Source organism: Bacillus luti, assembly GCF_001884105.1.
Lineage (GTDB): Bacteria > Bacillota > Bacilli > Bacillales > Bacillaceae_G > Bacillus_A > Bacillus_A luti.
This window is the reverse complement of sequence record NZ_MACI01000034.1, coordinates 20026-32520: the sequence shown is the minus strand read 5'-3', so window position 1 is coordinate 32520 and position 12495 is coordinate 20026. Positions and strand designations below refer to the sequence as shown.

The following is a 12495-nucleotide window of genomic DNA, read 5'->3' as shown; positions in this document are numbered from 1 at the left end:
AAAATTATCATTGCAACCGCTTACTCTTTGTGTATAATAAAGGTAAGATAATAAGTAAAAGGATTGTTACTGTTCGGCAGGCAAAACCTAAATTGACCTAAAGGCTACGGGTGTAGTGTGGCTTTTGGAATCAGTTTAGGTTTTTTTATTACCTTTTGTGACTTTAAGAAGAAGAAGGCGGAACAATATGAGAATCCATAAAATCTTAAATAACAATGTTGTTTGTACGATGAAGGATAATGAGACAGAAGTTGTACTTATGGGCAGAGGTTTGGGGTTTCAGCAAAAAGTAGGCGATGCGATTGATGAGTCTAGGGTAGAAAAGACCTTTGTTCTAGAAACGAGAGAATTATCAGAGAAGCTTGCTAGGTTGCTAACTGAAATTCCTGTAGAGAATTTAGAGATTACAGAGAGAATTATTCAATTTGCTAAGACAGTTTTGCCGGGGACTTTAAGTGATTATATTTATCTTACATTAACGGATCACTTAAGTTTCGCCTTAACTCGGCATAAAGAAGGAATGGATCTCAAAAATACTTTGCTTTGGGAGATTAAGAGATTCTATCAGAAAGAGTTTGAAATTGGTCTACAAGCTTTGAACATCATTGAAGAAGAGACTGGGTTTAGACTTTCTGAAGATGAAGCAGGATCAATTGCCTTGCATTTCGTTAATGCGCAGCAAGGGGAGCCGGCGATGCAGCAAACGGTGGCAATGACGAAAATCGTCCAAGATATTTTAAATGTTGTAAAGTACCACTATAAAATGAACTTAGATGAAAATTCATTTAACTATAGTCGGTTCGTAACGCATTTACGATACTTTGCCCAGCGTTTAATGCAGAAGGAATTGCATTCGGCAGAGGATGATTTTTTATACGAGCAAGTGAAAAGTAAGTATGAAGAGGCATATTGTTGTACAGAAAAAATTGAAGCATACTTACAAAAAGCACATAATAGCCATCTTTCAAAAGATGAAAAAGTGTACGTAACGTTGCACATTCATCGTGTAACGAAACGCAATGAATTATGTAATTGAATAAACGGGATTGTTACTGTTTGGCAGGCAAAACCTAAATTTACTTGTAATGGAGTGATTCGTATGTATCGCGCCGTTATGGTTAGTTTAGGTTTTTTCTTTTATCCCGCATTAACGGGCAGTAAGACTCCCACCTAAAAGTTTGGATAGGGCAAAGAAGTTAGGTGGGAGATCAACTGCCCGTAAAAGCCCGATTGGTTCAACTAATAATCAGTGGGGGACGAACAAACCCCCCACTGATTAAAGTTTCACTTTATAAAAATAATAAATGGGATGATTGTAAGGAGGGGGAACAATTATGAAGTATGAACAGTTGGCAAAAGACATACTGAAACATGTTGGGGGAAGAGAAAACATAAATAGCGTCGTACATTGTATAACGCGTTTACGATTTCAGTTAAAAGATGAAGGGAAAGCCAATACAGAAGTACTGAAAAATATGGAAGATGTTGTGACTGTTATGAAAAGCGGCGGACAATATCAAGTTGTAATTGGTAACCATGTATCCGACGTGTATAAAGCGGTTATTGTTGCCGGAGGGTTTCAAGAAACAGAGGAAGAAGATGTGAGTGAGAAGAAAAAGAGTAGTCTTATAGATATTCTTTCTAGCATTTTCACTCCAATTTTAGGAGTGCTAGCTGCAACAGGGATGATTAAAGGGTTAAATGCACTATTTGTAGCGTTAGGTTGGTTAAGTACACAGTCAGGAACGTATCAAATATTAAATGCAGTTGGCGATTCGTTATTTTATTTCTTCCCGATTTTCTTAGGATATACAGCAAGTAAGAAATTCGGAGGTTCGCCGTTCATTGGTATGGCAATTGGGGGCGCTTTAGTTTATCCAGCTTTAGCCGGTTTAAAAGCAAGTGAGCCATTATATACGTTATTTGCAGGAACGATGTTTGAATCACCCATTCATATTACGTTTTTAGGAATACCAGTTATTTTAATGAATTATGCATCATCAGTTATTCCAATTATTCTCGCTGCTTATTTTGGAGCGAAGGTAGAAAAGTCTTTAAAGAAAGTGATTCCGGATGTTGTGAAAACCTTTGTACTACCATTCTTAACGTTACTAATTGTTGTACCCGTTACATTTCTTGTTATAGGTCCAATTGCGACGTGGGCAGGGCAATTTTTAGGACAGGCGACACTTTGGCTTTATAATGCAAGCCCATTAGTAGCGGGTGCTTTACTCGGTGCTTTCTGGCAAGTACTTGTTATATTCGGCCTTCATTGGGGCGTTGTTCCGATTGGCTATAACAATTTAGCAGTAAGCGGTGTTGATCCGATACTCGCACTTATATTTGCTGCTTCATTTGCTCAAATTGGTGCTGTGCTTGGCGTTTGGATGAAAACGAAAGATCAGAAATTAAAAACGCTTAGTATTCCAGCATTTATTTCAGGTATTTTCGGCGTTACAGAGCCGGCGATTTATGGTATTACACTTCCTCTTAAAAAGCCGTTTATTATGAGCTGTATCGCTGGAGGAGTTGGCGGCGCAATACTTGGCGTATTTGGTACACAAGTTTATATGACAGGCGGACTTGGTATATTTACGCTTCCGACATTTATTAGTCCGAAAGATGGGATTACAGCTGGATTTTGGGGCGCAATTATTGCGATGGTTGTCTCTTTAATAGTAGGTTTTATTCTTACTTATTTATTCGGTTTTACGAAAAAGAAAACATCTACAGAAATAGCTGAGACAAGTGAGAAAATTGCTGCATCAAGTGATGATGAAGTAATCCTTAGTCCTTTCCATGGTGCCGTTATGCCGCTTCAAAACATTGATGATGCAGCATTTGCATCGGGTGCGTTAGGTGAAGGAGTTGCGATTGAACCTTCAGAAGGAAAGTTGTTTTCACCCGTTTCAGGTACAGTTTCGGCACTTTTCCCGACGAATCATGCGATAGGGATTACGGCGGATTCAGGTGCTGAAATTTTAATCCATATTGGAATGGATACTGTGAAATTAAATGGCGAATTTTTCTCTTCTCACATTGAACAAGGAGCGAGAGTAGAAAAAGGTCAGTTACTTATTGAGTTTAATATAGCTGGAATTCAAAAGGCGGGTTATATTGTGACAACACCAGTTGTTGTTACAAATTATGATAAATATAGTATTAAAAAAACAGAAGTAGAAAAGATTCAAGCAGGAGATTCCTTACTAAAGTTAGGAGTTAAATAGTAGTACATTTCATACAGGTTCATACGAAGAAAGGTATTCTGTAAAACTTGCAATACCTTTCCTCGTTCATTCTTATATAAAGGAGTTTTTCTATATGTCTAAAGTTATTTTTCCAAAAGGATTTTTATGGGGTGGAGCGACTGCAGCGAATCAAGTTGAAGGCGCATATTTAGAAGACGGAAAAGGATTAACGACGGTTGATTTATTACCAACTGGTGAAAACCGCTGGGACATTATGAAAGGAAATATTCATTCCTTTACACCGGTAGAAGGGGAGTTTTATCCGTCACACGAAGCGATTGATTTTTATCATCGTTACAAAGAAGATATCGCTCTATTTGCAGAGATGGGATTTAAAGCGTTACGCGTATCTATTGCTTGGACACGTATTTTCCCAAATGGTGATGATGAAAAGCCGAATGAAGCAGGATTACAGTTTTATGATGATTTGTTTGATGAACTGCTGAAGCATGGCATTGAACCAGTCGTTACGATGGCTCACTTCGATGTACCTGTTCATTTAGTAGAAAAGTATGGAAGCTGGAGAAGTAGAGAGCTTGTAAACTTCTTCGAGACGTATGCAAAAACGATTTTTAGTAGATATAAAGATAAAGTGAAATATTGGATGACATTTAACGAAATTAATATGCTTTTACATTTACCTTTCATGGGAGCAGGTCTAGCATTTAAAGAAGGGGATAATAAAAAACAAATTCAGTATCAAGCAGCGCATCACCAGCTTGTCGCAAGTGCGTTAGCTGTAAAAGCATGTCATGAAATTATTCCAGATGCAAAAATCGGTTGTATGCTTGCGGCTGGTGCAACATATCCGTACACATGTAATCCAGACGACATCCAACGCGCGATGGAACAAGACCGTGAATCATTCTTCTTCATTGATGTACAAGCAAGAGGCGCATATCCTGGATACGCAAAACGATTCTTTACAGATAACAATGTAACAATTGAAATGGAAAAAGAAGACGAGGCAATTTTAAAAGAGCATACAGTTGATTATATTGGCTTTAGCTACTATGCAAGCCGAGCGACAAGTACCGATCCAGAAGTGTTAAAAAGTATAACGAGTGGAAATGTATTCGGTTCTGTTGAAAATCCTTATCTGGAAAAATCAGAGTGGGGATGGACGATTGATCCGAAAGGTTTCCGCATTACAGCGAATCAACTTTATGATCGCTATCAAAAACCTTTATTCGTCGTTGAAAACGGCCTTGGTGCAATCGATCAATTAAATGGTGAAGACGAAGTGAACGATGAATACCGTATTGATTACTTACAGAAGCATATGATTGAAATGTCAGAAGCAATCCAAGACGGAGTAGATATTATCGGATACACAAGCTGGGGCCCAATTGACCTTGTAAGTGCTTCTACTGGAGAAATGAAAAAACGTTACGGATATATATACGTTGATAAAGATAATGAAGGAAAAGGTTCATTAAAAAGATCGAAGAAGAAAAGCTTCGATTGGTATAAGGAAGTAATTGCGACGAATGGTAAGAGTTTGGAGTCTTAAGTGTGAAAGGAAGACATCTTAATAGGTGTCTTCTTTTTTGTGTGATGGTAAAAACGTGGGGGAGGTTTCCCTTTACACAAACAAAACAGTATACTATAGTTAAGTTAAGTGAACTTAACTATTAATCGGAACGAAATAACAGCATGGAGGAAGATTGCTATGACTAGAACGTATAAAGAAATAATTAATGAAATGAACCGAGCCTATAATGAATTCTACATTTTACTATTTCAGGAGTTGAAAGATGAGTACGCTCTTACAGGACAGCAAGAGAGTATGCTATTTCATATTAATTTAAATGAAAACACGACAGCGAATCACATTGCGACTACTTTTAATATATCAAAAAGTGCTGTCAGCCAAGTTTTATCGAAATTGGAAAAACAGAAGATGATTTCAAAACAAGTTAATCCTAACAATAAAAGGGAGTATTTCCTTACACTTGGTCCAAACGGTAGTAAGTATATGGAGCAGTTGTCTGAGTTAGATGATGTATTAATTGAGAAGTATTTTTCAAAAATCGATATCGGTGCTTTAGAACAAATGGCGGATACGTTAACGAAAATAAATAAAGTGATATTGGAAGAAAAACAGAAGGATCTTGATTGTAATGAATAAGAACCTAGATGAGGTAATTCGTAGAAAGGAGGAGAAGCGTGTGATGAGTTACATACCAAATATGATGACGATAGCGAATTTTATTTGTGGAATATTGGCCATTTATTCTGTTTTCGCACACGATATGTACGGTGCAGTTATGTTCATTATTACAGGTATGATATTTGATCTGTTTGATGGCATGGTCGCTCGGAAACTCGGTTCTGTTTCAGAAATTGGCGGAGAGTTAGACTCATTTGCGGACTTAGTTACCTTTGGTGTAGCGCCGTCTATTCTTGCATATACTGTCGCGTTAAAAGATTTACAGTCTATCGGGATGATGTGCGCGCTTGCATATAGTGTGTGCGGAATGCTTCGGCTTGCGAGATTTAACACGCAACAAAGTAAACTTCCGACATTCATCGGTATGCCAATTCCATTCGCGGCAATGTGTCTCCTCATTTTATGTTTTTTAAAGAATCCAGTTTCCGTGGCGTTTGGTACATGCATACTCGCGTATTTAATGGTGAGTAAAATCAAATTCCCTCATTTTAAAAAAGATATATCGGAAAGTTTGAAGTCCGAAAGATGGGATTGATGATACGGAAATACAAGGAGAAAGATAAGGAGCACAACATGATTCGTATGGCACTAAGATCATTCAACATACAAATGTATTGTTTGCTAGGGGTGATGTTATTGGGATGGATTGTGACACCTTTTTCAGCCCAGTTCGTAGGGATAAGTATTGGCCTTTTAGTGAGTATGTACTGCGCCTGGATTTTAGGAAGGCGCATTGAAAAGTTCGGAGATAGCATTGTAAAAAAAGAAAAAGCACCGATGCTCGGAATGATGAACCGATTCGCAGCCGCAATTCTCGGTGCAATTATTATGTATGAAATTGAACACCATGAGTTCATGTGGACATTTGCTGCTGGAATTATGGGTGGGTATTTCTTGATTATTATTAATTTGGGGTATTACAGTATGAGGGATGAGAAGGAATAGAGTGAAAACTAAGTTTAAGCATACTGTTGCCTAACAACGAATAGCAGATTAGTAATAATAAAACCCAACATAAAATTTAAGAAAAATTTTATATTTACCCTACTTTTTATTTTAACAGTTTTTCCTATCCTATAAATGAGTTACATCAAGGAGGAGACTAAAAACGACAAGGTCATAGATGAAGATGTAAAGTTAGGGGATTCTACATGCATACAGAAGTTTTGATTAGTTATTTGTATACTTATTTTTTTACTATTATTTTTTGTATTATGTTTCAAATTGGAGTTTATTTTAAAGCGAAAAGAACTATATCTATTTGGCATTTTCTATGGGTGTATGTTTTTCTATTCTACCTTTCGTTAGTGTATAGGGTGACGCAGATCGCGACTGTATGGGATATAAGTAACTACGAAACGTGGATTCGTGTAAGTCAAATCAACTTGACTCTATTTGATACGGCAGGTAGTACGACGTATCTTTTGAACATTGTACTGTTTATGCCGTTAGGTTTTTTACTACCGATGATTTGGCCGCACTTTAGAAAAATGAAAAACACCGTATGTGCAGGATTCCTTTTTTCATTGGCGATTGAGCTAAATCAATTACTAAATAATAGAATTACAGATATTGATGATTTATTTACGAATACCCTCGGAGCGATTATTGGGTATTTATTATATAAAGTATTATATACAGCATTATTTAAAATGATATTGAAAAGAGAGGGGAAAAAGCTTGATACGAACTCTCCTTTAGTCATAAAATACGAGGCTGTTTTTTGTCTAGTATGTTCATTTGTAGGTGCGATGTTCATTTATCATCCAGCTTTATTTGGAAGACCTGTCATCCTTCAGTGAGGTGATTATGCCCTAGTGCGATTTCGTTTGTAAAATGATTCTAGTTCCCCGCACTCAAACACGGTAAAATGTGAATGGCGCATTCTCTTTTTCTAACTTAATAGATACAGTGTATTTCTTCCAATCAGCACAAGATTCTCTCTATACGTTATTAAGCTATTCAGCAGACTGTAAGATTTTCAGTAATCGTACTGGTGAGATTGAAATAAAGACTGACAGTTTCTATCCAAGTTTTTCATTTATGTATGATGCGCAAGAGTTATTTATTATTGGTGGGGAAGAAAAATGGTCAAATATCGATTATATAAAAAGAATTTTCCATCTTGAGCAGATTACAGATGAGCTAACTATTGATTTAAGAATATGAGAGATGAGAAGAAATAGATGAGTAAACCCTCAAGTATAGAACGATATACTTGAGGGTTTTTTATTATATGAATTTTTAGTTTGTAAAATTTATAAATGGAACATCAGTTATTGACGTTTGATAATTCTCTTTCAACTATCCTTCCTTCATAAACAAAGCGTTTAAATATGCTACACTCTCCTGTAAAAAAGCTTGATGCTCTTCAATACCTCTTCTTTTACACCAACCAATTGCATTAAACGCATCGGTAAAGCGATAAAATGGTAAAACTTCTTGTAAATCAATAAGTGGACGAATGGACTCATAGCCCTTTTTATACGCATCCCATGTTCCAGGAGATTTCATGAGAATATCACTATTAATTTTTGTAAAGTCTATTTCGGTTGCACCAATTCGGGCACTTTCAAAATCAATGATGCCGACTACTTGATTTTCATGAACTAAAATATTACCTGGTCGAAAATCCATATGTATAAAACTAGGTCCATCTGGAGCTGGAAGTAATTTCACTTGACGGTCAAAATGCTTCAATGATTGTTCGTATAAACAAGGATCAATCACTTCTTTTACATCTTCTGCAAAGGAATAAAATTGTCGCTTAATAAACTCAGACCATTTCCCATATACATTGGAAACGGAACTTTTGAAATCCTGCTCATTTGGAATGATTGCATGCAGCGTTGCGTGGTGAACCCCAATATCATAAGCTAAAGCCGCATCCACCTTCTCTGTAATCGGAACACCGTTGATTTCGGATAATAATAAAGCACCAGTGACATCGTCATTACCTTCCCAATAGTCTAACATTTCTGGTACAGGTAGCTCATTGCGTAATCGTTTAAGTACAGTATACTCACGTTCAAGTTTTACTTTTGAATAAGGAATTTTTATATATACTGTACGATGATCAATTAGCTTGATTTTATATACAGTCGAACTAAAAGACTCAGGAACGTTCTCGACTGCTAACACATTCAACTTAAATTTATCTATTACTTGTTGCAACATATCCATTAGAAAAACCCCATTTCTGTACTGGTTATCTTTTTCAGTACGTCTAAAAATATAACATATATATCCATTATTTTTGGACATCTCAATCTATTAAATGTCCCTTTTTCGGGATTCGCTTCATTTCGCTAGAAGGCTTTTCTCTTTTTCCCGAGAATGAACAGTAATATATAATCTAATTTCCGTGAATGTAATAGGGGGGCAGTAAAATTTGAACAGGAAAATTTGGTTTGTATTTACTTGTTTTGCTTTTTTAGTAGCTAGTTATATTGTTGTCCAATATTCTATTATGGATGGATTTCAAACAGGGCTTGTAAAAGCGAAGCTTATGTTTGGATCTAAATTAAGTGAGTTCTGGTATATGATGCTCTTTATACATATTACAACTAGTATAGTAGCATTAGTAATTGGTACGTTTACATTATCCACTAAATTTAGAGAAAGGAATATCAACCGTCATCGAATAGTTGGGAGAATCTATATGGTTGGTATATTATTAGGCGGCGTTTCTGGGCTGTACTTATCCTTTTATGCTACGGGGGGATTGGTAGCGAAGCTGGGTTTTGGTTTGTTATCCGTACTTTGGTTAACATCAGCATATCAAGCGTTACATAGAGTTAAGAATAAAAAGATTAAAGACCATCGGAATTGGATGATTAGAAATTATTCTTTAACCTTTGGAGCAGTTACATTAAGAATTTGGCTACCGTTGTTTATCGTTCTATTTGGGATAGAGCGGTTTGAACTTAGTTACGCTATTATTGCTTGGTTAGCGTGGGTACCCAATTTAATTGTTGCAGAATTATTCATAAGAAAAAGGATTAATAAAGGAAAATACCAGGGAAATGAGGATTTACATTTTTGATGTGAATTTGCTGTAATATTGAGGGCAGAATTCTTCAGTAATTGAATTTTTTAATAGCTGAATTTCGTTTGTAGATTCAAAAATTACGTATACGGGTAAGCACACATCGCTATCAAGCTAAAAATTCATAGTCCCCCCAAAAAACGAAATTTTGTGCTGATTTGTAACTGAAAAGCTCATTTATTTGTTTTAATATCTTATTAAAAAATGTTTTAGACTACATGTAAAAGCCCCTTCAGAAGTACTGAAAGAATTTTCAATTCGCATAATCAGCTTTAGTGGTTGTAAATCAAAAAACCACTGGTTTTATTGAATAAATAGAAAATTCTTTCCTTTTTCGTCTATTTAATTTAATATCAATAAGGGCACCAAAAAAGTAGATGGAGGTGCTAGAATGTACGGTATTATTAATTATGAAGTGTTTTTACTAACAGGGATTTTATTAAATTTAATTCCTGGCGCAGACACCATGTATATTGTGGGGAGAAGTATTTCACAAGGTAGAAAAGCAGGTGTGTATTCTGTTTTTGGTATTATTACTGGTTCTTTAGTTCATACGTTATTGGTTGCTTTTGGTTTATCTATTATACTTACAAAATCCATTGTGCTATTTAACACCATTAAGGTTATAGGTGTTATCTATCTTGTATATTTAGGGATTAAAATGCTACTTGATAAGACAAATGTAGCTTTCCAAGCCTCATCCAATAAATTGAACATTAGAAAGATATATGTACAAGGACTTTTAACAAGTCTGACGAATCCAAAAGTCTCTTTATTCTTTATTGCGTTTCTTCCGCAATTTATAGATACAAAGGCTTCAGGTCCTATGCCTTTTATCATTTTAGGACTTACTTTTACAGTAACTGGACTATTATGGTGTTTATTTGTTGCTTATTTCTCTTCATATGTTACAAAAAAATTAAGAGGAAACCAAAAGGTAGGAATGATTTTAAATAAGATAACAGGACTGATTTTTATTGGTATGGGGTTAAAGTTACTTCAAACGAAAGCTCCTCAATAAACCTGAATAACATAAAAATGCCCCCTTTCAAGAGATGTAATCTTAGGTTTAGGCTAATTTCTACATACTAAAAAGTCCCTTTAAATTTGAAGGGACTTTTTGCTTGTTATTTTGAGTTATCTAAAAATTCATTTCAAGAAACAACTTCTACTTTAATTGACGTTGTACGAGCTTAGCTTGATAGCAATGGGGTAAGTGCAGCGGATATTTCAAGGTGAGGAATGATAAAGAGTTTTTCATAGTTAACCGTGATGGTATATGGCAAGTAGAAGAAGTTGCCTTTCAATAATTATACGTACAAAAATAGGAGGGCCAATTGAAGCCATCCTATTTTTATTTGTATTACCAACTAGCAGTTTCCGTACTTTCCTTCAACCACTTCACCCAATCTAAATCCTCTACCTTAAGGAAACTAAGCGAAACACCTTTCATATCTAAAGAAGTTAGAAGAGTACCGACCTTTACGAATGTAATCTGTAAACCTTCCAGCTCACATAAACGGCGAATGTCATTTGCGAAAATGTATTGTTCCATTAATGGTGTAGCACCGAGTCCGTTAATGAGAATGGCGAAGTTGTCGCCTTTTCTCCAGCGATAAATGCTTTTTAGTTTGTTCATTAGTTCGATCGCTAATATTTCAGAAGAGGATAGCGCTTCTTTACGGTAACCTTTTTCGCCGTGGATACCGACCCCATAAAATACTTCATCTTCGTTTAATGTAAATGAAGCTTTTCCTTTCACTGGATCATTGGCAGGTGAAAGAGCGACTCCTAATGTGTGTAAGTTTTCAGTGATAGAACGGCCGAGTGCTGTTAGTTCTTCTAAAGAATGTCCTTCAAGAGCGGCCGCACCAAGTATTTTTTGAACGAAAACAGTACCAGCGACGCCGCGTCTTCTTTTATTAAACGAAGCATTATCTTCAATTGAAATGTCGTCATTTACGATGATGTGGTCAATTTGTCTTCCTTCTTCTTTTGCGATTTGTTCTGCCGCTAGAAAGTTTTCTACGTCATCTTTAAAGTTTTTGATGATGAATAGTATACTTTTTTCTTTTGGCATGAGGCGAGTAGCCGCTACAATTTGTTCTACTGTAGGCGGAGTGAAAATGCTACCGTTTACTGCCGCTGTAAGCATTCCTTTTCCTACATAGCCAATATCAGCAGGTTCATGTCCGCTACCACCGCCGCTTATGATGACAACATTTTGCTTCAGTTTTTCGATATCTTTTACATAAATGATGTGATGTGTTTCGTCGTAATTTACTTTGTCATTATGTTCAAAATAAAAGCCATGCAGCATATCTTGAACGATATTTTGTACATCATTCATAATCTTTTTCATTGCTTTTGCCACCCTTTAATTACTTTGCTGATTGCTCCAGTAATAGTAGTAATTGATTGTTTATCATATTTTTCATGAGAGAAGACATAATGGACGGATTTACTTCGCATTTACTTTCAATCCAATCTTTTATCGTTCCAACGAAGCCGTGACTATAAAAGGAGGCAATCGTATTTTTTGTCTCATCAGAAAGGCTGAATCCGCAGCTCACGGATAGTTCATCAATAATCTTCATATATAAGTTTTTCGTATGCTCAAATAAATAGTGATTAAACGAGTTTTGTTCAATGACTTTAAAAGCATTTCGGTAAAATTTTTGATTTTCATAAAAGTAATCAAATAATAAATCGAAAATGTTTTCCCACGTTTCATAGTCGAGAAAGTCAATAATGTTTTCTTTCGTTTCTTCTCTATAAATCCAGCTTAATAGTTCAAATTTATCTTTAAAATGATAGTAAAAAGTTTGCCTACGCATTTGACAGTGTAACATAATATCGCTCACTGATATTTTATGAAAAGACTCTGTTTCCATTAAATATTTCAATGAGTTCGCGATTATCTTTTTAGAAATTATAGAAGAGGTCATCTGAATCATCCCTAGAATGTTAGTAATATGAAAATCCTACCCATAAATGAGAGCGGTGTCTTTAGACAGATTGTCCAT

Annotated in this window: 12 protein-coding genes and 1 pseudogene; 10 read left to right on the top strand and 3 right to left on the bottom strand. The window is 35.7% G+C overall.

The window, feature by feature from the left end; translation table 11 throughout:
• Window positions 1–187: 187 nt before the first annotated feature.
• The 8 genes and pseudogenes from licT to BAQ48_RS08290 all read left to right on the top strand — a co-directional run.
• Window positions 188–1036, top strand: a complete 849-nt coding sequence (gene licT / locus BAQ48_RS08325) for a BglG family transcription antiterminator LicT (protein WP_071710705.1) — start codon at window positions 188–190, stop codon at window positions 1034–1036.
• A 298-nt stretch (window positions 1037–1334) separates the two neighbouring features.
• Window positions 1335–3227: a beta-glucoside-specific PTS transporter subunit IIABC gene (locus BAQ48_RS08320; RefSeq protein WP_071710704.1), complete on the top strand. Its 1893-nt coding sequence runs from the start codon at window positions 1335–1337 to the stop codon at window positions 3225–3227.
• Window positions 3228–3321: 94 nt separating this feature from the next.
• Window positions 3322–4761, top strand: coding sequence for a 6-phospho-beta-glucosidase (locus BAQ48_RS08315; protein WP_071710703.1), 1440 nt, complete (start codon window positions 3322–3324; stop codon window positions 4759–4761).
• A gap of 159 nt (window positions 4762–4920) precedes the next feature.
• Window positions 4921–5379, top strand: a complete 459-nt coding sequence (locus BAQ48_RS08310) for a MarR family winged helix-turn-helix transcriptional regulator (protein WP_071710702.1) — start codon at window positions 4921–4923, stop codon at window positions 5377–5379.
• Window positions 5372–5956: a CDP-diacylglycerol--serine O-phosphatidyltransferase gene (gene pssA, locus BAQ48_RS08305; protein ID WP_116758489.1), complete on the top strand. Its 585-nt coding sequence runs from the start codon at window positions 5372–5374 to the stop codon at window positions 5954–5956. The genes BAQ48_RS08310 and pssA overlap by 8 nt, the downstream gene beginning before the upstream one ends.
• A gap of 38 nt (window positions 5957–5994) precedes the next feature.
• Complete coding sequence (locus tag BAQ48_RS08300) at window positions 5995–6366, top strand: ATP synthase subunit I (RefSeq protein WP_071710701.1); 372 nt, start codon at window positions 5995–5997, stop codon at window positions 6364–6366.
• Between the two features lie 206 nt (window positions 6367–6572).
• Entirely contained in the window at window positions 6573–7223 is a 651-nt protein-coding gene (locus BAQ48_RS08295; protein WP_071710700.1) for a VanZ family protein, read from the top strand.
• A gap of 112 nt (window positions 7224–7335) precedes the next feature.
• A pseudogene (locus BAQ48_RS08290) lies at window positions 7336–7590 on the top strand (hypothetical protein); the annotation flags it as partial.
• Window positions 7591–7725: 135 nt separating this feature from the next.
• Here BAQ48_RS08290 and BAQ48_RS08285 read toward each other — a convergent pair.
• Window positions 7726–8604 carry a phosphotransferase family protein gene (locus BAQ48_RS08285; protein WP_071710699.1) on the bottom strand — a complete coding sequence of 293 codons (879 nt, stop codon included), beginning with the start codon at window positions 8602–8604 and terminating at the stop codon, window positions 7726–7728.
• A 208-nt stretch (window positions 8605–8812) separates the two neighbouring features.
• On the opposite strand from BAQ48_RS08285, the gene BAQ48_RS08280 reads away from it, so the two are divergent.
• Window positions 8813–9466 (top strand): DUF2306 domain-containing protein, encoded by a 654-nt coding sequence (locus tag BAQ48_RS08280; RefSeq protein WP_071710698.1) that lies wholly within the window; start codon window positions 8813–8815, stop codon window positions 9464–9466.
• A gap of 394 nt (window positions 9467–9860) precedes the next feature.
• Window positions 9861–10490, top strand: coding sequence for a LysE family translocator (locus BAQ48_RS08275; RefSeq protein ID WP_000274251.1), 630 nt, complete (start codon window positions 9861–9863; stop codon window positions 10488–10490).
• A gap of 342 nt (window positions 10491–10832) precedes the next feature.
• Here the strand turns inward: BAQ48_RS08275 and dhaQ are convergent, their stop codons facing one another.
• Both dhaQ and dhaS read right to left on the bottom strand, forming a co-directional pair.
• Entirely contained in the window at window positions 10833–11831 is a 999-nt protein-coding gene (gene dhaQ, locus BAQ48_RS08270; protein WP_071710697.1) for a DhaKLM operon coactivator DhaQ, read from the bottom strand.
• A gap of 19 nt (window positions 11832–11850) precedes the next feature.
• The gene (dhaS, locus tag BAQ48_RS08265) at window positions 11851–12417 is read right to left on the bottom strand and encodes a dihydroxyacetone kinase transcriptional activator DhaS (protein ID WP_000204221.1); all 567 of its coding nucleotides are present in this window, start codon (window positions 12415–12417) and stop codon (window positions 11851–11853) included.
• Window positions 12418–12495 lie beyond the last annotated feature (78 nt).